Source organism: Pseudomonas sp. B21-054 (assembly GCF_026016345.1).
Lineage (GTDB): Bacteria > Pseudomonadota > Gammaproteobacteria > Pseudomonadales > Pseudomonadaceae > Aquipseudomonas.
Map to the genome: position 1 here is coordinate 1,338,690 of NZ_CP087204.1, position 20,331 is coordinate 1,359,020.

Genomic DNA, 20,331 nt, shown 5'->3' on the forward strand with positions numbered 1-20,331 from the left:
TGCATCGCGAGCAAGCTCGCTCCCACATTGGATCTGTAGCGTTTATCAAACCCTGTGGGAGCTTGCTCGCGATGAGGCCCTCCCAGCCAGCGAAAGGCTACGGGCTCGACCTATGGCCGATAAGCCCGCACAAACAACCCCACCACTTCCTGTACATGGGCCTCGGCCGCTTCGCCTTCCAATTGAGGGCCGCAGCCGAATAACAAGCGGAAGTTCGCCGCGCCCTTGATCAGGCAGAAGAAATGCTCGGCGGCATTGCGCGGTTTGTCGATGCTCAGGGCACCGCTTTGGTTGACCTTGCTCAGCAGCCGCTCCATGCCTGAGAGCATCCGCTGGGGCCCGGCTTCGTAGAAAATCGTCGAGAGCTTCGGATCCTGGCTGCCCAGGGCCATGATCAGCCGATGCAGGTTCACCGATTCGTCGCTGTTGATCAGTTGGTTAAAGCCACGGGCAATGTTCAACAACACATTCTCGATCGGCACGCCATCAGGCCATTCGTAAAACAGCGGCGGCACCTGTTCTTCGCACTTGGCCACGACGGCAGCGGAAAACAGCGTTTCCTTGTCGTTGAAGTGGCTGTAGACCGTCAGTTTAGATACGCCCGCCTCAGCGGCGACGGCGTCCATGCTGGTACTGGCATACCCCAGGCTCAGGAACAGTTTTTTTGCCGCGTCGAGAATGGCTTGGCGTTTGGCCAGGTCCTTCGGACGGCCAGGGCCGTTTGGGGGGGAAAGATTGTTCGACATTCTTCGCTTTTAATACTGGACTGGTGAGTTTGCTATTAATAACATACTCGTCAGTATAATTATTCCAAGCACCATTAGCGAAAGGTTACTCGCCATGTTCCGCTATGCGTTGTCCCTCGCCCTGCCAGTCAGCCTGGCGTTTTTATTGTCTGCGTGTGGTCATGACGAGCCGGTGCCCGTGGCCGTGCGCCCCGCCATGGTGGTGAAACCACAGCCTTCGGCCCAGGCGATGGACAGTTACCCCGGCGAAGTGCGCGCCCGTTTCGAGCCCGACCTGGCTTTTCGCATTGGCGGTAAGGTGAGCCGACGACTGGTCGAAGAGGGGCAGCGGGTCAAGGCCAATCAGGCACTGGCCGAACTCGACCCGGAGGATGTGCGCCTGCAACTGGAAGCCTCCCGCGCCCAGGTCGCCGCCGCCGAGGCCAACCTGAACCTGGTGCGTGCCGAGCGTGACCGCTACAAGACCTTGATGGAGCGGCAGATGGTCAGCCGCTCCCAGTACGACAACGCGGAAAACCTTTACCGTTCCGGCGCTGCGCGGCTCAAGCAGATCAAGGCCGAGTTCGACGTCGCCAACAATCAGGCCAGCTACGCGGTACTGCGTGCCCCGCAGGATGGTGTGGTGGCCCGGCGTTCGGTGGAAGTCGGGCAGGTGGTATCGGCAGGTCAAACGGTGTTCACCCTTGCCACCGATGGCGAGCGGGAAGTGCTGATCGACCTGCCGGAGCAGAGTTTTGGTCGGTTCAAGATCGGCCAGCCGGTTTCGGTGGAGCTGTGGAGCCAGCCCGACCAGCGTTTCAGCGGGCGCATCCGCGAACTCTCGCCAGCCGCCGACCCCAAGTCTCGCACCTTCGCCGCCCGTGTCGCGTTCACCGCTGGCAGCGTTCCGGCTGAGTTGGGCCAGAGCGCCCGGGTGTTTATCCAGGCCGCCGACAAGGTCTCGCTGTCGGTGCCGTTGTCGGCCCTGACTGCCGAGAACGGCGCGACTTTTGTCTGGGTGCTCAACGCCAACAACACCGTGAAAAAAGTCCCGGTGCGCGTCGGCGCCTTCGGTGAAAAAACCGTTCCGGTGCTGGAAGGCCTGGGCCCCGATGATTGGGTCGTGGCAGCTGGCGTGCATGTGCTCCTCGACGGCCAGCAGGTGCGGCCGGTGGATCGCTCCAACCGCGTGGTCAACCTGGCGGCCAAGGAGTAATCCCCGATGGGCTTCAATCTTTCCGAATGGGCGCTGCGTAATCGCCAGATCGTGCTGTTCCTGATGCTGTTGCTGGCCGTCGTCGGTGCGCTTTCCTACACCAAGCTCGGCCAGAGCGAAGACCCGCCGTTCACCTTCAAAGCCATGGTCATTCATACCAACTGGCCGGGCGCCACGGCCGAGGAAGTCTCGCGCCAGGTCACCGAACGCATCGAAAAGAAGCTGATGGAAACCGGCGATTACGAAAGGATTGTCTCGTTCTCCCGCCCGGGTGAGTCCCAGGTGACCTTCATGGCCCGCGATTCCTTGCATTCGGCGCAGATTCCCGAGCTTTGGTACCAGATCCGCAAGAAGATCGGAGACATCCGCGACACCTTGCCGGCGGGTATCCACGGGCCGTTCTTCAATGATGAGTTCGGCACCACCTTCGGCAATATCTACGCGCTGACCGGTGATGGATTCGACTACGCGGTGCTCAAGGATTACGCCGACCGCATCCAGATCCAGCTGCAACGGGTCAAGGATGTGGGCAAGGTCGAGCTGCTCGGTCTGCAGGACGAAAAAATCTGGATCGAACTGTCGAACGTCAAGTTGGCGACCCTCGGCTTGCCGTTGGCGGCGGTCCAGCAGGCCCTTGAAGCGCAGAACGCGGTATCGACCGCCGGCTTCTTCGAAACCGCCAGTGAGCGACTGCAGCTACGGGTTTCAGGGAATTTTCAGACAGTAGAGGATATTCGCAACTTTCCAATCCGGGTCGCCGATCGCACCTTCCGTATCGACGATGTGGCCGAGGTGCGTCGCGGTTTCAACGATCCGCCGGCCCCGCGCATGCGCTTCATGGGTGAAGATGCCATCGGCTTGGCCGTGGCCATGAAGCAGGGCGGCGATATCCTGATCCTCGGCAAGGCCCTGGAGGTCGAGTTTGCCCGTTTGCAGAACAACCTTCCGGCCGGCATGCAACTGCGCAAGGTTTCGGACCAGCCGGCGGCGGTGAAAACCGGTGTGGGCGAGTTCGTCCAGGTCTTGGTCGAAGCGCTGACGATTGTGTTGCTGGTGAGCTTTTTCTCCCTCGGGTTGCGCACCGGCATGGTGGTGGCCCTGGCGATCCCGTTGGTGCTGGCGATGACCTTCGCCGCGATGTACTACCTGGGGATCGGCCTGCACAAGATCTCCCTCGGTGCGCTGGTGCTGGCGCTGGGACTGCTGGTGGATGATGCGATCATCGCGGTGGAGATGATGGCGATCAAAATGGAGCAGGGCTTCGACCGGATCAAGGCCGCCAGTTTCGCCTGGACCAGCACGGCGTTCCCGATGCTCACCGGTACGTTGATCACGGCAGCGGGCTTCCTGCCGATCGCCACTGCGCAATCCGGCACCGGCGAATACACCCGTTCGATTTTCCAGGTCGTGACCTTGGCGCTGCTCGCTTCGTGGGTGGCCGCCGTGGTGTTCGTGCCGTACCTGGGGGAGAAATTCCTGCCGGACCTGGCGAAAATCCATGCGGCCAAACACGGCACCAACGATGGCCAGACCGACCCTTACGGCACGCCGTTTTATCAACGGGTCCGGCGGTTGGTGGAATGGTGCGTGCGTCGGCGCAAAACCGTCATCACCCTGACCGCGCTGCTGTTTATCGGCTCGGTGGTGCTGTTTCGGTTTGTGCCGCAACAGTTTTTCCCGGCGTCGGGGCGACTGGAGCTGATGGTCGATCTGAAACTGCAGGAAGGCGCTTCCCTGAGTAACACCGCCGAACAGGTCAAGCGCCTTGAAGCCCTGCTCAAGGACCACGTAGGTATCGACAACTATGTGGCCTACGTCGGCACCGGTTCACCGCGCTTCTACTTGCCGCTGGATCAACAGCTGCCGGCGTCGAGCTTTGCCCAGTTCGTGGTGCTCGCCAAGACCATCGAAGACCGCGAGCCGTTGCGCAGTTGGTTGATCAGCACCTTGAACGAACAATTCCCGACCCTGCGCTCGCGGGTCACGCGCCTGGAAAACGGTCCGCCTGTGGGGTACCCGGTGCAGTTCCGCATAACCGGTGAGCACATCGAAGAAGTCCGGGCCCTTGCACGGAAAGTGGCGACGAAGGTCCGTGAAAATCCCTACGTGGTTAATGTGCATCTGGATTGGGAAGAACCGAGCAAAGTGGTGTACCTGAACGTCGATCAGGACCGCGCCCGGGCCTTGGGCGTGAGCACGGCCAATCTGTCGAGCTTCCTGCAAAGTTCTCTCACCGGGTCCAGCGTCAGCCAGTACCGGGAAGACAACGAGTTGATCGAAATCCTGCTGCGCGGCACGGTGCATGAGCGCACCGAACTGTCGCTGCTGCCGAGCCTGGCAGTGCCCACCGACAGTGGTAAAAGCGTTGCGCTGTCACAGATCGCGACGCTGGAGTATGGCTTCGAAGAGGGGGTGATCTGGCACCGCAACCGTCTGCCGAACGTGACTGTGCGGGCCGATATCTACGGCAAGGAACAACCGGCGACCCTGGTGCAGCAGATCTTCCCGACCCTGGAGCCGATTCGCGCAGAGTTGCCGGATGGCTATTTGCTGGAAGTGGGCGGTACGGTGGAGGATTCGGCTCGCGGGCAAAAATCGGTGAATGCCGGTGTGCCATTGTTCATCGTGGTGGTACTGACGTTGCTGATGCTGCAACTGCGCAGTTTCTCACGCACGGCCATGGTGTTTCTCACGGCGCCCCTGGGGCTGATCGGTGTCACGCTGTTCCTGCTAGTGTTCCGCCAGCCGTTCGGTTTTGTCGCCATGCTCGGCACCATCGCGCTGTCGGGAATGATCATGCGCAACTCGGTGATTCTGGTGGACCAGATTGAACAGGACATCAAGGCCGGGCTCGCACCCTGGCAGGCGATCATCGAAGCGACCGTGCGACGCTTCCGCCCGATTGTGCTCACCGCATTGGCGGCGGTACTGGCGATGATCCCGCTGTCGCGCAGCCTGTTCTTCGGCCCGATGGCCGTGGCGATCATGGGCGGGCTGATCGTGGCGACGGCGTTGACGTTGCTGTTTTTGCCGGCGTTGTATGCGGCGTGGTTCAGGGTCAAGAAAACCTGAGCCCAATCCTGTGTGCACCGTAGACCCCATGTGGGAGCGAGCTTGCTCGCGATGACGGTATCAGCCTCAACATCTCCGTTGACTGTTACACCGCCATCGCGAGCAAGCTCGCTCCCACACTTATTTTGCGCCGGGTTTCAGAGAGTGCCGAAAACCTTCTTCGCCAAACTGGTCGCCGCAGCCGCCGGGTTCTGGCGGATGGTGGCTTCCTGCTTGCCGATCATCTCGAACAACCCATCCAGCGCCTGTTCGGTCACGTAGTTTTCGATGTTGGCGCTTTTGGCGTCCAGCACGCCGAAGGTCGCGGCCTGGCCGGCGAAGCTGTTGTATTTCTGTGCCAGGCCGACCTTGTCGGTGGCTTGCTTGACGATGGGCAGGAACTTGGCGCGGATCTGCTCGCGGCTGCTTTTGTTCAGGTATTGCGTGGCGGAGTCCTTGCCACCGCTGAGGATGCCCTTGGCATCGTCCACGCTCATGTTTTTCACGGCGTTGACCAGGATCGGCTGGGCCTGGACCACGGCGGCTTCAGCGGCCTGGTTCATGCTGGTTTCCAGTTGATCGACCTGCTCGCCCATGCCGAAGGCTTTCATCTTGCTGGCGACTTTGCCGAGCTTGCCCGGCAGCTCGATCTTAACCTCTGGGTTATTGCTGAAACCGCCGGGTGTGCCCAGTTGCTTGACCGCCACTTGGGCGCCTTGGGTCAGGGCGTCCTTGAGACCGCCCGTGGCATCTTTTTGCGACAGATCGCCAAGGGACAGGGCCATGGCATTGGCGCAGATCAACAGGCCCGCGCACAGGCCGGTGAAACGGAGGGTAGAACGGAGCATGACAGCTTCCTTGAAGAGAATTTGAAAAGGAATCAGCGTGCGGCGTTGACGCGGATCTTCAACGGCTGCGGATCCTTGCCATCGAGTTGCACGGTGTGTTGTTCGGTGGTGATAAACATCAACTGGCCGTCCACTTCGATGCGGGCGCTCACGGCATAACGGTGGCCGGGCTTGACCTGGGTCGGATCATAACTGAGGTGGAACGGCAGCGGGACCTGGCCTTTGACCGGGCCGTGTTGCTCGTCGAGGACCACCGCGGGGGCGTCGGCCAGGGACACGTCTTGCAGGCTCACGCTCAAGGTGGCAGTGGGCGGCAGGGCGATGCGTTGCAGGTAGAACACTTCGCCGTCGAGGCTGCTCTTGCCCGCCAACGGTGCGCTGGAGCAGGCGCTCAGGAGCGTGGCGGCGGTGATGAGAAGGAGTTTTTTCATGGGGTGTATTTCCATATTGAGGGCGCCAGGGGGAAAAAACTGGCGCCTGTGGGAATCAGTCCTGCGTCACCGGGGCAACCTGATCCGCCGCGTCTTCACTGCGATGCAACGCCACCTGGCGGATCGACAGGCGAATCTCCGCCGGCAGCACCCGCTTGGCCGCGCCTTCGGCCAATTCGCCCAGCAGCTCGTGGTAGCTGAGCTTGCCGGCCTCGTCGCGGCGCAGTACATCAAGGTCCAGCATAGTCTGGATAAAGTGGCGGAACAGGCTCTTGTCGAAGAACTCCGGGGCGTTCAAACCGTGCAGGATCGACAGGCGCTGGGCCATGACCGTGCAAAGGTCTTCCAGTTCTTCGGCGCTGACCGTGTTCTGGCCGCTGTTGAGCAGCAGCGAGACGGTCATGTAGAAGCGCTGCAAGGTCTGGGCGATGCTTTTGGACAGCAGGGTCAGCAGCACGAAGTGCCGCGAACTCGGCGCCGGCCGCAGGTACAGGTCGTTTTCGAAACGCAGCAGGCCCTGTTCCACAAACGCGTCGAGCCATTGGTCGACCACGCCGTCCAATTCTTCCAGCGACCAGCGAATGAACAGCTCCGATTGCAGGTAGGGGTACAAGGCGCGGGTATAGCGCAGGATCTGCTCGCGGCTCATGCGTGAGCTGCTCTGGAAGAAGCTGGCGAGCAACGCGGGCAGGGCGAAGATGTGCAGCACGTTATTGCGGTAGTAGGTCATCAGCACCGCGTTCTGTTCATCCAGATACAGAATCTTGCCCAGGGCATCGCTCTGTTCCGACAGCAGGTCCATGCCCTTCACGTGTTCGATCAGCGCTTGGCCGTCGCCTTCGGGCAAGGTGGTGTGGGGCGAATACGGCACTTTGCGCAGCAGCGCCAGGTACAGGTCCAGCACCCGGGCCATGGCACGGTCGTCCAGGGCCAGGCGGCTGGTGGAGAGCAGCGCCAGGGCGACGAGGTTGACCGGGTTGATGGCCGCGGCTTCGTTCAGGTGCCGGGCCACGCGCTCGCCGAGGCGGTGGGTGGTCGCGTTGAGCCAGGCTGGCTTGAACTGCGGGCCCAGCTCCTGTTGGCGCCAATCTGGCTGTTCACCGTCGAGGAATTCCGCCAGCTTGATCGGCTCGCCGAAGTTCACCGCCACCTGGCCGAAGCGTTGCTTGAGGGCGCCGATGACCTTGAAGATGTCGAAGATCGATTCTTTCTTCTTGCTGGCCCCACGCAGCTCGCCCAGGTAGGTGCGGCCTTCCAGTACCCGCTCATAGCCGATGTAGACCGGCACGAAGACGATGGGCATGCGCGATGAACGCAGGAAACTGCGCAAAGTAATGGCGAGCATGCCGGTCTTGGGTTGCAGCATGCGCCCGGTGCGCGAGCGTCCGCCTTCGACGAAATACTCCACCGGAAAGCCCTTGGTGAACAGCGTGTGCAGGTATTCGTTGAACACGGCGGTGTAGAGCGGGTTGCCCTTGAAGGTACGGCGCATGAAAAACGCCCCGCCACGACGCAGCAGGCCGCCGATGACCGGCATGTTGAGGTTGATGCCGGCGGCGATGTGCGGTGGCGTCAGGCCGTTGCGAAACAGCAGGTACGACAGCAGCAGGTAGTCGATGTGGCTGCGATGGCACGGCACGTAGATGACTTCGTGGCCCTGGGCGACGTTCTGCACGCCTTCGATGTGGTTGACCTTGATGCCGTCGTAGATCTTGTTCCAGAACCAGCTCAACACCACTTCCAGGAAGCGGATCGCGGTGTAGGTGTAATCCGAGGCGATTTCGTTGCCGTAGCGCAGGGCCTGGGCCTTGGCTTTTTCCGGGGCGATCTTTTCCCGCTCGGCTTCCTCGGCAATCGCCTGCTTGACCAGCGGCTGGTTCAACAGGCCCTTGACCAGGTTGCGTCGGTGGGAGATGTCGGGGCCGATGACCGCCGCTTTCAAGTTGCGAAAGTGCACCCGCAGGATCCGCTGGGCCATGCGCACGGTGCGTTCGTGGCCCTTGTCGTGTTCGATCAGCTCGCGCAGATGGATCGGCGCGGAGAACTGCACGCGGGTCTTGCGTCCCAGGATCATGATGCTCAACAGGCGGCGCAAGCGCCCGGTGACGGCCCAGCTGTCGGCGAACAACAGCTTCCACGGGCTGGATTCGCTGTCGGGCGACTGGCCCCAGAACACGCTGACCGGAATGATCTGTGCGTCTTCGGCAGCGTTGTGGGACAGGGCATTGACCAGCCGCGTCAGGGTCGGCGGCGCACCACGTTTGTCCTGGCGTCCGAGCCAGTCCGGCGCCGGTGTCAGGTAGAAAAACGCCGCCGGCTCCAACAGGTTGCCCACCGAGACCGGCAGCACCGGACGCGGCAGGCCTGCCTTGGTGCACTCGGTGTCGAGCACGGCCAGGTCGGTGAGCGAAGGATCTTGCAGGACGTAGAACACCGGACGACTGCGGTCGAGGTTGAGGGTGAAGGACGACTGGTTGATCGTCTCGGAGCGAACCCAGAGATACAACAGTCGGCGCAGGGTGCCAAACACAAGACGGCGGAACGGGGAGCGGGTCATACGGCTTCTGCATGAGTGAGTGGGGTGGAGCGGTCGGTAGTGTGCCGGATTCGTCGAAAATCGGCAAAAAAGCGCCGAAGTAAAGTCAGTTGAGAGTTTTTCCGGGTGTCATATACTCGCCATGTTGCTGCCCGGCCTCCCCATGGACGGCCTGACGGTGGTGAAAGTTCGTACGGCTTTCCATCGAAAAGCCGACTTAAAAATAAAAAATGGGAGTGAGCATCATGGCAACACGCGAGACCGGCAGTGTGAAGTGGTTCAACGACGCCAAAGGCTACGGCTTCATTCAGCGTGAAGGCGGGGCGGATGTATTTGTGCATTACCGTGCCATCCGCGGTGAGGGGCACCGTTCCCTGACGGAAGGCCAGCAGGTCGAATACGCAGTCGTGGAAGGGCAGAAGGGCTTGCAGGCTGAGGATGTGGTGGGGTTGTAAACCGCGCTTGCCGCCACAGTAAATCCCTGTGGGAGCGGGCTTGCTCGCGATAGCGGTGTGTCAGTCACTTCTAGTCTGGCTGATCTACCGCTATCGCGAGCAAGCCCGCTCCCACAGTTTTGAATGGGGTGTTCACTATTTCGTGCCCGCCACACATTCCCTGTGGGAGCGAGCTTGCTCGCGATGACGGCGGTACATTCAACATCATCGTCTCAGGCAGACCGCTATCGCGAGCAAGCTCGCTCCCACATTGGCTCTTCGGTGGGCTGGAGGTCTGCGTTAGGCCGTCTTCCAGGTAATCTCTTCTTCCCCATCAACGCTGATGCGAATCCAGCGATCCGCTGATTCCTCACCTTCTTCCTCCACCCACGAGCCAGGCGCGCAACGCACTTCGACATTCAGTGCGGCGAAGGCGGCGCGGGCGCAGGCGATGTCGTCTTCCCACGGGGTCTGGTCGCTTTCCAGGTACAGGCTGTTCCATTTGCCCACGGCCTTTGGCAGCCAGGTCACCGGGATGCTGCCGGCCTTGCACTTGTAGGTCTGGCCTTTCTGCACCCATTCGCTGCACGGGCCCAGGGCCTGGCTGAGCCAGGCGGCGATGGCCTTGTGGTCGACGTCGGCGTCTTTGAGGTAAATCTCGATATCGGGCTGGCGCATGGATGTCCTCGCTGCGGTCTTGAAAAATCCATTCGCGGATTTAACGGGCCCCGAGCGGTTGCCCGGGGCCGGAATCAAAAGGTTATTGAAGAACGAAATAATCGTAGCGCATCGACACGCTGACCTCGAACGGCTCGGCCTGCTCGATCACACTGGCGCGGCGTTCGGCACTGGCGCGCCAGCCGTGGGGCGTCATGGCCAGCAGGTTGGCGCGGTCCTGGCCACTGTCGAGGGTCAGCTTGAATTCGAGGGTTTCGCTGTGATCCAGCACCATGCCCGACGGCACCAGGGCCAGGTGTTTGTCATCGGTGTACTCGCGCACTTCGTCGTACAACCGCTCGCGCAATTCCATCAGATGGCCGGCGGTCGGGCCGACTTTCATCAAGCCGCCACCCGGGCTGAGCAGGCGCTTGGCCTCTTGCCAGTCCAGCGGGCTGAACACGCTGGCCAGGAACTGGCAGCAACCGTCCGCCAACGGCACCCGGGCCATGCTGGCGATCAACCAGGTCAGTTGCGGGTTGCGTTTGCAGGCACGCTTGACCGCCTCGCGGGAAATGTCCAGGGCATAGCCATCGGCATTGGGCAGCGCCTCGGCGATCTGTGCGGTGTAGTAACCCTCGCCGCAGCCGATGTCCAACCAGCGCCCGGGCGCGCGCTCGGCGGCCAGTTCGGCCAGGCGTCGGGCAACGGGGGCGTAATGCCCGGCGTTAAGAAAATCGCGCCGGGCTTCGACCATGGCCTGGTTGTCGCCGGGGTCGCGGCTGTTCTTGTGCTGCACCGGCAACAGGTTCAGGTAACCCTGCCGCGCACGGTCGAAGCGGTGGCCGGCCGGGCACACCACGCCGTTGTCCACCGCATTCAGCGGTTCACTGCAGATCGGGCAGGCGAGCATCAGGCGAGCAACTTGATCAGCGTCTTGTAGTAGATCTCGGTCAGCACGTCGAGATCGGCCGCCAGCACCCGTTCGTTGACCTGGTGGATGGTCGCGTTGACCGGCCCCAGCTCGACCACTTGCGTGCCCATGGTGGCGATAAAACGACCGTCGGACGTGCCGCCGCTGGTGGACGCTTTCGTCTCGCGCCCGGTGACGTCCTTGATGCTCGACGACACCGCGTCCAGCAGCGCCCCCGGCTCGGTGAGAAACGGCAGGCCGGACAGCGCCCAGTCGATGTGCCAGTCCAACTGATGCTTGTCGAGGATATCGGCGACGCGCTGTTGCAGGCCTTCGACGGTGGATTCGGTGGAGAAGCGGAAGTTGAACACCGCCTCCAGGTCACCGGGGATCACGTTGGTCGCGCCGGTGCCGGAATTGAGGTTGGAGATCTGGAAACTGGTGGGCGGGAAGAAGTCGTTGCCATGGTCCCAATGCTCGGCGGCCAACTCTGCCAGAGCGGGGGCGGCCAGGTGAATCGGGTTTTTCGCCAAGTGTGGATAAGCCACGTGGCCTTGCTTGCCGCGCACGGTCAGCTTCGCGCCCAGGGAACCGCGCCGGCCGTTCTTGACCACATCGCCCACCAGGGTGGTGCTCGACGGCTCGCCGACGATGCACCAGTCCAGCCGTTCCTGACGCGCCTTGAGGCGCTCGACCACGGCCTTGGTGCCATGGTGGGCCGGGCCTTCTTCATCACTGGTGATCAGGAAGGTCAGCGAGCCCTTGTGGTCCGGGTAGTCGGCGACGAAGCGCTCGGCGGCCACGATCATCGCCGCGAGGCTGCCCTTCATGTCCGCCGCGCCACGGCCGCAAAGCATGCCGTGCTCATCGATGACCGCATCGAACGGGTCGAGCTGCCAGGCTTGCACCGGACCGGTCGGCACCACATCGGTGTGCCCGGCGAAACACAGCACCGGGCCGTCATGCTTACCGTGGCTGGCCCAGAAGTTATCCACATCCTCGATGCGCATCGGCTCGAGCTTGAAACCGGCGTCGCCCAGGCGCTGCATCATCAGTTTCTGACAATCGGCATCCACCGGCGTCACGGACGGACGGCGGATCAGGTCGCAGGCGAGTTGCAGGGTCGGCGAGAGGTCGGCGTGGGCCGTCATGGAAAACTCCGGAAACATGGAAAGGAGACACGGATCTCTGTGGGAGCGGGCTTGCTCGCGAAGGCGGTGTGTCAGTCACACATGTATCGCCTGATACACCGCTTTCGCGAGCAAGCCCGCTCCCACAGGTCCTGAGTTCGGCCGTTGGATTGCATTTGGGCCAAGGTTCGCAAAAATGGCGGTTATCTTATAGCAAAACGACCACCATGGGCCCAAGTATGCCGACGGTGTGTGACACAGAACCTGTGGGAGCGAGCTTGCTCGCGATGACGGTGTATCAGTCGACATCGATGCTGGCTGATCCGACGCCATCGCGAGCAAGCTCGCTCCCACAGAGGTTTTGCTTAAATTGCCGAGACAAAGCCCTATAATGCGCGCCGGTTTTTGGGGTATTGGTCATGAGTACAGAAGATCCACGGTTTGCCGGCATCGCCCGCTTGTATGGCATCGACGGCCTGGAGCGCCTGCGGGCGGCCCATGTGGCGATTGTCGGCGTCGGTGGCGTCGGTTCCTGGGCGGCGGAAGCCATCGCCCGTTGCGGTGTGGGCGAGATTTCGTTGTTCGACCTGGACGACGTCTGCGTCAGCAACGCCAACCGTCAGTTGCATGCCCTGAACAGCACCGTCGGCAAGCCCAAGGTCGAGGTGATGGCCGAGCGGCTGCGGGGAATCAACCCCGATTGCACGGTGCATGCGGTGGCCGACTTCGTCACCCGCGACACCATGGCCGAATACATCACGCCGAACATCGATTGCGTGATCGACTGCATCGACAGCGTCAACGCCAAGGCGGCGCTGATCGCCTGGTGCAAGCGCCGCAAGGTCCAGATCATCACCACCGGCGGCGCGGGCGGGCAGATCGACCCGACGCTGATCCAGGTCTGCGACCTCAACCGTACGTTCAACGATCCGCTGGCCTCCAAGGTGCGCTCCACCTTGCGCCGCGACTACGGTTTCTCCCGCACCGTGACCCGCCACTACAGCGTGCCCTGCGTGTTCTCCACCGAACAACTGCGCTATCCGAAGCCAGACGGCAGCATTTGCTTGCAGAAGAGTTTTGTCGGGGATGGTGTGAAGCTCGACTGCGCCGGTGGGTTTGGCGCGGTGATGATGGTCACGGCGACGTTTGGCATGGTCGCGGCGACCAAGGCTGTGGATAAGATTGTGGCGGGTGTGCGGCGACCGGCGGATAGGGTCCAGCCTGGGCAGTGAGCGCTTTTGTGGCGAGGGGATTTATCCCCGCTGGGCTGCGAAGCAGCCCTCAAACCTAACAATGCGCTGTGTCAGACAGCTTGAGTTGACTGCTTTAGGGCTGCTTCGCAGCCCAACGGGGATAAATCCCCTCGCCACAATCATTGAGTCAACTCGCGCATCCGCTGCAGCACCGCATTCAAGCCATTGCTACGCGACGGCGACAGTTGCCGCGACAATCCCAACTGGTTGAACCAATCCGGTAAATCCACTTGCTGCAACTCCTCGGCGGTCAACCCGTTGACCCGCGCCAGCAGCAACGCCACCAACCCGCGGATCAACCGCGCATCGCTACTGGCGCAAAACTGCCAATGCCCATCAGCCAACCGCCCCACCAACCACACCTGACTCTCACAGCCGTGGACAAGGTTGGCCTCGCACTTGTCCTCGTCGCTCAGGGGCGGCAGACGTTCGCCCCATTGCATCAGCAGCCTGGCCCGTTGTTCCCAGCCCGAGGCGTCCTGGAAAACCTGTAGCGCCATGGCGGCATCGGCCGGCAGGTTCATCGCAACATCTCCAAGGCCTGATCCAAGGCGTCGAAGAAACGCTCGATGTCGGCGGAGTCGTTGTACAGCGCCAGCGACACGCGGATCGCCCCGGAAAGCTTCAGATGCCTGAACAGTGGCATGGCGCAGTGATGCCCGGCGCGCACGGCGATGCCTTGCTCGGTCAGCAGGTGGGCCAGGTCGGCGTTGTGTACGCCCTCGACCACGAAGCTGACCAGTGCCTGGCGTGGATTGCCCACCAGGCGTACGCCGTTGCGGGCCAGCAAGCCGTGCAGCAGGTAATCGTGCAGCGCCGCCTCATGGTCAATGAGCGCTTGCGGGTCGAGGCCGGACAGGTAATCCAGCGTCGCCCCCAGGCCGATCACGCTGGCAATCGGCGGCGTGCCGGCTTCGAAACCCAGCGGCGCCGGACGGAAGGTGGCGCTGTAGTAATCGGCCTGTTGCACCATCTCGCCGCCAAACTGCCAGTGGTGCAGTGTGTGAAGCGCTTCGGTACGGCCGTACAGCACGCCCAAGCCTTCGGGGCCGTAGAGCTTGTGGCTGGAAAACACGTAGAAATCGCAACCCAGGGCCTGCACGTCATGACGGCCATGGACCACGCCCTGGGCGCCGTCGATCACCGTCAACGCCCCTTGGGCCTTGGCCAGTGCCAGCAGCGCCGGCAAGGGTTGCCAGGTGCCCAGCACGTTGGACAACTGGCTCACCGCCAGCAGTCGCGTGCGTGGGCCGATCAGGTCGGCGGCGGTGCCCAGGTCGATTACCCCGTCGGCATCCAGCGGCAACACCACCAGCGTCAACGAGCGACGTTCGGCCAGTTGTTGCCAGGGCAGCAGGTTGGCGTGGTGTTCCAGGGCGCTGATGACGATTTCATCGCCCGGGTTGAACCGGTGTTCCAGCCCGTAGGCCAGCAGGTTCAACGCCGAAGTCGCGCCGTGGGTGAAGACGATCTGCCCGCCATCCCCGGCGTTGAGCCATTGCGCGACCTTGAGGCGGCTGTCTTCGAACGCCTGGGTGGCATGGGCGCCTGGCAGATGTTGCGCACGGTGCACATTGGCTGCGCCGTTGGTGTAGTAATGCGTCAGGGCATCCAATAGTGCTTGGGGTTTTTGCGTGGTGGCGGCGCTGTCCAGGTAGGTCTGGCCTTGCCGTTGCAGGGCGGCGATGGCCGGGAAATCGGCACGCCAGGGGGATTGGATCAACATGCTTTCGGGCCCTGCTGGAGTTACGCCGGACCCTGTGGGAGCAAGGTTGCTCCCACAGGTGAGGGGGGACGCGGCTTAGTTGTGCGCGTGCAGTGCTTCGTTCAGCTCGATGGCCGATTTATGGGTCTTGCATTCCACCGCGCCGGTCTCGGAATTGCGACGGAACAACAGGTCGGGCTGGCCGGCCAGGTCGCGGGCCTTGACCACTTTGACCAGTTGGTTGTGCTCGTCCAGCAGCTTCACCTTGGTGCCGGCGGTCACGTACAGGCCCGACTCCACGGTGTTGCGATCGCCCAGCGGGATACCGATGCCGGCGTTGGCGCCGATCAGGCAGCCTTCGCCCACCTTGATCACGATGTTGCCGCCGCCCGACAGGGTGCCCATGGTGGAGCAGCCGCCGCCCAGGTCCGAACCCTTGCCGACGAACACGCCCGCCGAGACACGGCCTTCGATCATGCCCGGGCCTTCGGTGCCGGCGTTGAAGTTGACGAAACCTTCGTGCATCACGGTGGTGCCTTCGCCCACGTAGGCGCCCAGGCGGACCCGTGCGGCATCGGCGATACGCACGCCGGCCGGAACCACGTAATCAGTCATTTTCGGGAACTTGTCCACCGAGAACACTTCCAGCAACTCGCCGCGCAGACGGGCTTCGAGCTGGTGCTCGGCCAGTTCGCTCAGGTCGATCGCGCCCTGGCTGGTCCAGGCCACGTTCGGCAGCAGAGGGAAGATGCCGGCCAGGTTCAGGCCGTGGGGCTTGACCAGGCGATGGGACAGCAGGTGCAGCTTGAGGTAAGCCTCAGGCGTGGAGCTCAGTTGACCATCTTCGGCCAGCAGGGTGGCGACCAGCGGCTTGTGGCTTTCTGCCAGGCGGGTCAGCAGTGCGGCTTGCGCGGCATCGACGCCCTTGATGGCTTCAGCCAGTTGCGAGGCCTGGGCGGTGGTGAAGGTGATGGCCTGATTGCCTTCGCTGTAGCCGAGGATCGGCGCGATGGCCTTGATGATGTCTGCCGACGGGTTGAGCAGCGGCTGTGCGTAGAACACTTCCAGCCAGGCGCCTTGACGGTTTTGAGTGCCGACACCGAAGGCCAGGCTGAACAGGGTAGTGGACATGAAATTACCTCTACAAAATGGACTGGGCAGGCTTACTTGATCTCTGCCGCATAAATATCTGGCTTGAAGCCAATCAGGGTTCGGTCACCGAGATCGAGCACCGGGCGCTTGATCATCGAGGGTTGGGCGAGCATCAGTTCGATGGCTTTCGTCTGGTCGAGATCGGCTTTGCGTTCGTCGTCGAGTTTGCGAAAGGTCGTACCGGCACGGTTCAACACTACTTGCCAGCCATGCTCGTTGCACCATTGGGTCAGGTGTTCACGGTCGATGCCGGCGGTCTTGTAATCGTGAAAGTCGTAGCGTACAGCGTGTTCATCGAGCCAGGTGCGCGCCTTTTTCATGGTGTCACAGGCTTTGATGCCGAAAAGGTGCAACGTTTTGCTTGAATCGGTCAAGGAAATTGCCCCCTTTGCAGGTGCTGGAAATAAAAGGTGAAGGATTATGCCATGACCGGACGGTTTCGCGACGGCCCAGGTTGATGCACACCAAAACCTGTGGAAGGGAGCTTGCTCCCACAAGAGGTGGGGCTGCGACATAGGTGTAACGGCCAAGTTAATCCTAGGCGGTTAATATGGCACTTCAACGGCAAGCTGTTGCCGGATGTGTGTCGCTGTCATTGGAAACCGCTATGCAGAGCGCCTATACCGTCCTGATCCTGTTGATGCTGGTGGGTGTTTCGCGCCTGCTCGGACGGTTGATCCCGCTGCCGTTGCCGCTGGTACAGATTGGCGCGGGCGCCTTGCTGGCCTGGCCGTCCCTGGGCCTGCACGTGGCCCTCGATCCTGAGTTGTTCCTGTTTCTGTTCCTGCCGCCGCTGCTGTTCTCCGACGGCTGGCGCATGCCCAAGCGCGAGTTGTGGCGCCTGCGGGGGCCGATCCTGACGCTGGCGGTGGGGCTGGTGTTGTTCACCGTGGTGGGCGCCGGTTATTTCATTCATTGGCTGCTGCCGAGTATCCCGTTGCCAGTGGCCTTCGCCCTGGCGGCGGTGCTGTCGCCGACCGACGCGGTGGCGGTGTCGGCGATTGCCCGCGACCGCTTGCCCGGCCCCCTGATGCACATGCTCCAGGGTGAGGCGCTGATGAACGATGCGTCGGGCCTGGTGACCTTCAAGTTCGCCCTGGCGGCGGCCATTACCGGGGTCTTTTCCCTGGCCAGTGCGAGCCTGACGTTCGTATTGGTGGCGGTCGGCGGCCTGCTGGTCGGCGTGGCCCTGAGTTGGCTGCTGGGCCGGCTGCGGGCGTGGATGATTGCCCGGGGTTGGGATGACCCAGCCACTCATGTGGTGTTCATGTTGCTGCTGCCGTTTGCCGCCTATGTACTGGCTGAGCGCTTGGGCGCCTCGGGCATTCTCTCGGCGGTGGCGGCGGGGATGATGCAGAGCTGGCTCGACCTGCTGCCGCGCCAGACCGGCACGCGGTTGCTCAATCGCAGTGTCTGGTCGCTGTTGGAGTTCGCTTTCAACGGCCTGATCTTCCTTCTGCTGGGGCTGCAGTTGCCGGACATCATCAAGGCGGTGACTCACCTCGAGACCACGCTGTGGCCAACGCTGTTCTACCGCTGCCTGGATGTAGTGGCGATTTTCCTGGTGTTGCTGGTGCTGCGGTTTGTCTGGGTACAAAGTATCTGGCGCCTGTCCGGGCTGCTGCGACGCTGGCGTGGTCAGGGCGAGCTGACCTTGGTTCCGAACGCACGTTCATGCTGGCTGTTGACCTTCGGCGGAGTGCGCGGTGCGGTGACGCTGGCGGGCGTGCTGTCGGTGCCATTGCTGTTGGGCGCGGGCGAGGCGTTTCCCGAGCGGGACCTGCTGATCTTCATCGCCGCCGGGGTGATTCTGCTGTCGCTGATCGCGGCGTGCATCGCCTTGCCGTTGTTGCTGCGGGGCATCGAAAAGAGCCCTGATGACAAACGGCGCAACGAAGTCCGCGAGGCCTGGCGCAAAACCGCTGAAGCGGCGATCCATGCGCTGGAAGTGGAAGAACCGATCGAGGCGGGCAGTACGCCGGATGCAGCCCAGGCGGCGCTGGCGACCGAGGTCAAGGCGCGGCTGATGTCCGAGTATCGCCACCAGCTCGACGTGTTCAACGATTCCGCCGAAGCCCAGGCGCTGGCGTTCGAAATGGACCTGCTGGAGCGCCGGCTGCGCTTGAAGGCTTTCCGGGCGCAGCGGCTGGAGTTGTATCGCCTCAGCCGTCACCACCAGATTGGCGATGATGTGTTGCGTGAGGTGCTGGGGGAGTTGGATTTGGCGGAGGCGAATTTGGGGTTGGGTAAATAGGTTGGGGTCAGAGCGGTAGGTAGGCCTTCACACCGGCAATCACGCCTTGCATGTCTTCAGAACCCAGGCGAGGAACAAAGTACTCTCGTCCCTTGGATCGAGTCCTTCGGTGCAGCTTGTCCAAACGCTCGAAGCTCACGGTATAGATCATGTCGCACTTTACCCACAGCTCTTTGTAGCCATCGGATTGGCGTGGGTTGGTATGGAGAAGGTGGTGCCAGTCCTGCTGAGTTTGTGGTGCCGTGGAGGAAATCGGCACCACAGTACAGAGCTTGCGACTGTGTGTGGCGGTAAGAGAGATCACCACTACCTTGCGGATTTTTAGCATTTCAGGAGCAACAAAGCCCCGCGTGAAGTCGCAAAGAAGAACATCGCCTTGCTTGGGATGGTAATAGAGAGGCATTCCTTATCCTCATAAAAAGCAAAGCCGCCCGAAGGCGGCTTCAATCGACGCGCAGTTGAGCTTGCTTCGCCCTTTCTGCGCCGCTGGGTCAACCCCGAGAGGGACCCAGACTCCTGCCAGCTTTCGCTGGTGACGGGATCGATTATGGCTACCGGCGATAGCGAATTCAAGCCAGCTTGAACGCTTGAAACAGTGTTGCATGGGATGGGTCGGTGTACTAAGCCAACGAAATCAATGTCTTCGCGTATCTCAGTACGTTTTATTTCTTTTCTTGTCTGAGCTGGCGGTCGCGGTCTGTCAGACGCACCGAAGTTTCCGACAAGTTTTTAAGGTTGTCCGTCGGAAGCGAGGGCTCTAGCCTTTGGGTGTCGCTGCCAAATCAGCGACCGGACGTGAGAATCCGAACTTTCCCTAGGAGCACATACTTCTGCGCTATTAAGTGCAGAGTTTCCAATACCTCAGCTCTAGGTAGCAGTTTCATGACCAAAGAATCTCAAACCTCACCCAAACTTGCCTCCACCTTCCCCTACGGCGACTACGCCCCTGAAAAGCTGCAAGAAGCCGCTGATCGTGCGCTGGATCATTACCTCAAGCCTGACGACAGCGAGTCAGACCCCAAGCCCTCGGTGCAGTTGTTCACGGTGGTGGACAGTGTCGATACCGAAGCCTTGCTAGCCAACCTCAGCGAAACCCTGGCTTCGGCCAATGCGATGCTCAGCGACCTGGCGTTTGACCTGGACGGCTCGCGGCGGCATGTAGCATTGGGAGTGGCGCAGATGATCGAGTTGGGGGAGTTGCTGGCGAACAAGTGCCTGGATCGGGCAGAGCTTCGGGCCTGATGTAGTAAGTGCCGGCCCCATCGCGAGCAAGCTCGCTCACACAGGTGGCAGTGTCGATCACAGGTTTTGTGAACAACACCCATCCACTGTGGGAGCGAGCTTGCTCGCGATAAATCGAAAGGCAAACACAAAAATCCCGGCAGAACACTGGACCTGTGGCGAGGGGATTTATCCCCGCTGGGCTGCGCAGCAGCCCTAAAATCTGGCGCCTCGGTGTGTCAGGCAGATTGAGTGGACTGCTTTGGGGCCGCTTCGCAGCCCAGCGGGGATAAATCCCCTCGCCACAACAGCATTTATGCGTGAGCCCCTTCCTGCTCAGGAACCAGCCGCACTTCCACCCTCTGACCCAACGCACGCGCCGCGCTGGCAAGCGTTGCCAGTGTCATTCCTGCATCGTTCTGATCCAGCGCACGATCAACAGCAGTGCGACTGGTGTGCATCCGTTGTGCCAAGGCCTTTTTGGTCACTTTCTGAAGCTTCATGGCTTCGGCAATCTGCCAGGCAATAACGCGTTTGAGCGCAGCGGCGGAAACTTCTTCGGCGATGCCTTGCTCGGCGAGGAAATCGTCAAAATCAGATCCGATGTGCTTGTTCATGCCGTACCTCATCATAATGGCGCGATATCCATTATGAATGAGGTGTACCGAAATAGGTGCATTGCGCAACCTAGACATCACTGAGTATTTGTACAGGGGTAGGTGGTGGCCGGTACGGATGTTGCTGTTGGGGCCGCTGCGCAGCCCAGCGGGAGCAAGCTCCCTCGCCACAACAGCGGTCCACTTCA

At 61.6% G+C, this 20,331-nt stretch carries 19 protein-coding genes; 6 read left to right on the forward strand and 13 right to left on the reverse strand.

All coding sequences use genetic code 11. The features are described 5' to 3' along the window. Window positions 1–110: 110 nt before the first annotated feature. Window positions 111–746 (reverse strand): TetR/AcrR family transcriptional regulator, encoded by a 636-nt coding sequence (locus LOY70_RS05860; protein ID WP_265034097.1) that lies wholly within the window; start codon window positions 744–746, stop codon window positions 111–113. Between the two features lie 94 nt (window positions 747–840). Here LOY70_RS05860 and LOY70_RS05865 point away from each other — a divergent pair, with 94 nt between their 5' ends. Both LOY70_RS05865 and LOY70_RS05870 read left to right on the forward strand, forming a co-directional pair. Next, the gene (locus LOY70_RS05865; RefSeq protein ID WP_265034099.1) at window positions 841–1,941 is read left to right on the forward strand and encodes an efflux RND transporter periplasmic adaptor subunit; all 1,101 of its coding nucleotides are present in this window, start codon (window positions 841–843) and stop codon (window positions 1,939–1,941) included. Between the two features lie 6 nt (window positions 1,942–1,947). After that, window positions 1,948–5,013, forward strand: a complete 3,066-nt coding sequence (locus LOY70_RS05870; RefSeq protein ID WP_265034101.1) for an efflux RND transporter permease subunit — start codon at window positions 1,948–1,950, stop codon at window positions 5,011–5,013. 137 nt (window positions 5,014–5,150) lie between these two features. On the opposite strand, the gene LOY70_RS05875 is transcribed toward LOY70_RS05870, so the two are convergent. From LOY70_RS05875 to plsB, 3 genes are read right to left on the reverse strand one after another with little or no spacing between them, the layout of a single operon-like run. Beyond that, window positions 5,151–5,840, reverse strand: a complete 690-nt coding sequence (locus LOY70_RS05875; protein ID WP_025212095.1) for a DUF4197 domain-containing protein — start codon at window positions 5,838–5,840, stop codon at window positions 5,151–5,153. A 32-nt stretch (window positions 5,841–5,872) separates the two neighbouring features. Continuing rightward, window positions 5,873–6,271, reverse strand: coding sequence for a YbaY family lipoprotein (locus LOY70_RS05880; RefSeq protein WP_123415567.1), 399 nt, complete (start codon window positions 6,269–6,271; stop codon window positions 5,873–5,875). 55 nt (window positions 6,272–6,326) lie between these two features. Continuing rightward, entirely contained in the window at window positions 6,327–8,828 is a 2,502-nt protein-coding gene (gene plsB / locus LOY70_RS05885) for a glycerol-3-phosphate 1-O-acyltransferase PlsB (RefSeq protein ID WP_265034104.1), read from the reverse strand. A gap of 224 nt (window positions 8,829–9,052) precedes the next feature. Here plsB and LOY70_RS05890 point away from each other — a divergent pair, with 224 nt between their 5' ends. Next, a complete protein-coding gene (locus tag LOY70_RS05890) occupies window positions 9,053–9,262 on the forward strand; it encodes a cold-shock protein (RefSeq protein WP_007927922.1) in 210 nt (69 codons plus the stop codon). Between the two features lie 279 nt (window positions 9,263–9,541). Here LOY70_RS05890 and LOY70_RS05895 read toward each other — a convergent pair whose 3' ends face one another. The 3 genes from LOY70_RS05895 to dapE form a co-directional block, all read right to left on the reverse strand. After that, window positions 9,542–9,919 (reverse strand): hypothetical protein, encoded by a 378-nt coding sequence (locus tag LOY70_RS05895; RefSeq protein WP_265034136.1) that lies wholly within the window; start codon window positions 9,917–9,919, stop codon window positions 9,542–9,544. 82 nt (window positions 9,920–10,001) lie between these two features. Next, complete coding sequence (locus tag LOY70_RS05900; RefSeq protein WP_265034138.1) at window positions 10,002–10,811, reverse strand: putative RNA methyltransferase; 810 nt, start codon at window positions 10,809–10,811, stop codon at window positions 10,002–10,004. Then, window positions 10,811–11,962, reverse strand: a complete 1,152-nt coding sequence (dapE, locus tag LOY70_RS05905; RefSeq protein WP_123415569.1) for a succinyl-diaminopimelate desuccinylase — start codon at window positions 11,960–11,962, stop codon at window positions 10,811–10,813. The genes LOY70_RS05900 and dapE overlap by 1 nt, the downstream gene beginning before the upstream one ends. 392 nt (window positions 11,963–12,354) lie before the next feature. Between dapE and tcdA the strand changes: the two genes are divergently transcribed. After that, window positions 12,355–13,173, forward strand: a complete 819-nt coding sequence (gene tcdA, locus LOY70_RS05910) for a tRNA cyclic N6-threonylcarbamoyladenosine(37) synthase TcdA (protein WP_265034141.1) — start codon at window positions 12,355–12,357, stop codon at window positions 13,171–13,173. 140 nt (window positions 13,174–13,313) lie between these two features. Here tcdA and LOY70_RS05915 read toward each other — a convergent pair whose 3' ends face one another. The 4 genes from LOY70_RS05915 to LOY70_RS05930 form a co-directional block, all read right to left on the reverse strand. Next, entirely contained in the window at window positions 13,314–13,718 is a 405-nt protein-coding gene (locus tag LOY70_RS05915) for a SufE family protein (RefSeq protein WP_265034143.1), read from the reverse strand. Continuing rightward, window positions 13,715–14,920: an aminotransferase class V-fold PLP-dependent enzyme gene (locus LOY70_RS05920; RefSeq protein ID WP_265034144.1), complete on the reverse strand. Its 1,206-nt coding sequence runs from the start codon at window positions 14,918–14,920 to the stop codon at window positions 13,715–13,717. Before LOY70_RS05920 ends, LOY70_RS05915 begins: the two co-directional genes overlap by 4 nt. A 75-nt stretch (window positions 14,921–14,995) precedes the next feature. Next, complete coding sequence (gene dapD, locus LOY70_RS05925; protein ID WP_265034146.1) at window positions 14,996–16,030, reverse strand: 2,3,4,5-tetrahydropyridine-2,6-dicarboxylate N-succinyltransferase; 1,035 nt, start codon at window positions 16,028–16,030, stop codon at window positions 14,996–14,998. 32 nt (window positions 16,031–16,062) lie between these two features. Further along, window positions 16,063–16,371, reverse strand: a complete 309-nt coding sequence (locus LOY70_RS05930; protein ID WP_246883136.1) for an arsenate reductase — start codon at window positions 16,369–16,371, stop codon at window positions 16,063–16,065. A 287-nt stretch (window positions 16,372–16,658) separates the two neighbouring features. On the opposite strand from LOY70_RS05930, the gene LOY70_RS05935 reads away from it, so the two are divergent. Beyond that, window positions 16,659–18,305, forward strand: coding sequence for a Na+/H+ antiporter (locus tag LOY70_RS05935; protein WP_265034148.1), 1,647 nt, complete (start codon window positions 16,659–16,661; stop codon window positions 18,303–18,305). Window positions 18,306–18,312: 7 nt separating this feature from the next. Here LOY70_RS05935 and LOY70_RS05940 read toward each other — a convergent pair whose 3' ends face one another. Further along, window positions 18,313–18,708 carry a type II toxin-antitoxin system PemK/MazF family toxin gene (locus LOY70_RS05940; RefSeq protein WP_265034150.1) on the reverse strand — a complete coding sequence of 132 codons (396 nt, stop codon included), beginning with the start codon at window positions 18,706–18,708 and terminating at the stop codon, window positions 18,313–18,315. Between the two features lie 479 nt (window positions 18,709–19,187). Between LOY70_RS05940 and LOY70_RS05945 the strand changes: the two genes are divergently transcribed. After that, window positions 19,188–19,547, forward strand: a complete 360-nt coding sequence (locus LOY70_RS05945) for a DUF6124 family protein (protein WP_265034152.1) — start codon at window positions 19,188–19,190, stop codon at window positions 19,545–19,547. 293 nt (window positions 19,548–19,840) lie between these two features. On the opposite strand, the gene LOY70_RS05950 is transcribed toward LOY70_RS05945, so the two are convergent. Further along, window positions 19,841–20,143: an XRE family transcriptional regulator gene (locus LOY70_RS05950; protein WP_092330670.1), complete on the reverse strand. Its 303-nt coding sequence runs from the start codon at window positions 20,141–20,143 to the stop codon at window positions 19,841–19,843. Between the last annotated feature and the right edge of the window lie 188 nt (window positions 20,144–20,331).

Excerpts from the sequence above, each read along its gene's own strand:
- LOY70_RS05870 (WP_265034101.1), top strand. The coding sequence starts at position 1,948 with ATGGGCTTCAATCTTTCCGAATGGGCGCTGCGTAATCGCCAGATCGTG.
- dapE (WP_123415569.1), bottom strand. The coding sequence starts at position 11,962 with ATGACGGCCCACGCCGACCTCTCGCCGACCCTGCAACTCGCCTGCGAC.
- LOY70_RS05880 (WP_123415567.1), bottom strand. The coding sequence starts at position 6,271 with ATGAAAAAACTCCTTCTCATCACCGCCGCCACGCTCCTGAGCGCCTGC.
- LOY70_RS05920 (WP_265034144.1), bottom strand. The coding sequence starts at position 14,920 with ATGTTGATCCAATCCCCCTGGCGTGCCGATTTCCCGGCCATCGCCGCC.
- LOY70_RS05895 (WP_265034136.1), bottom strand. The coding sequence starts at position 9,919 with ATGCGCCAGCCCGATATCGAGATTTACCTCAAAGACGCCGACGTCGAC.
- LOY70_RS05865 (WP_265034099.1), top strand. The coding sequence starts at position 841 with ATGTTCCGCTATGCGTTGTCCCTCGCCCTGCCAGTCAGCCTGGCGTTT.
- LOY70_RS05940 (WP_265034150.1), bottom strand. The coding sequence starts at position 18,708 with ATGCCTCTCTATTACCATCCCAAGCAAGGCGATGTTCTTCTTTGCGAC.
- LOY70_RS05950 (WP_092330670.1), bottom strand. The coding sequence starts at position 20,143 with ATGAACAAGCACATCGGATCTGATTTTGACGATTTCCTCGCCGAGCAA.
- plsB (WP_265034104.1), bottom strand. The coding sequence starts at position 8,828 with ATGACCCGCTCCCCGTTCCGCCGTCTTGTGTTTGGCACCCTGCGCCGA.
- LOY70_RS05900 (WP_265034138.1), bottom strand. The coding sequence starts at position 10,811 with ATGCTCGCCTGCCCGATCTGCAGTGAACCGCTGAATGCGGTGGACAAC.
- LOY70_RS05860 (WP_265034097.1), bottom strand. The coding sequence starts at position 746 with ATGTCGAACAATCTTTCCCCCCCAAACGGCCCTGGCCGTCCGAAGGAC.
- LOY70_RS05935 (WP_265034148.1), top strand. The coding sequence starts at position 16,659 with ATGCAGAGCGCCTATACCGTCCTGATCCTGTTGATGCTGGTGGGTGTT.
- LOY70_RS05890 (WP_007927922.1), top strand. The coding sequence starts at position 9,053 with ATGGCAACACGCGAGACCGGCAGTGTGAAGTGGTTCAACGACGCCAAA.
- LOY70_RS05915 (WP_265034143.1), bottom strand. The coding sequence starts at position 13,718 with ATGAACCTGCCGGCCGATGCCGCCATGGCGCTACAGGTTTTCCAGGAC.
- LOY70_RS05875 (WP_025212095.1), bottom strand. The coding sequence starts at position 5,840 with ATGCTCCGTTCTACCCTCCGTTTCACCGGCCTGTGCGCGGGCCTGTTG.
- LOY70_RS05945 (WP_265034152.1), top strand. The coding sequence starts at position 19,188 with ATGACCAAAGAATCTCAAACCTCACCCAAACTTGCCTCCACCTTCCCC.
- LOY70_RS05930 (WP_246883136.1), bottom strand. The coding sequence starts at position 16,371 with ATGAAAAAGGCGCGCACCTGGCTCGATGAACACGCTGTACGCTACGAC.
- dapD (WP_265034146.1), bottom strand. The coding sequence starts at position 16,030 with ATGTCCACTACCCTGTTCAGCCTGGCCTTCGGTGTCGGCACTCAAAAC.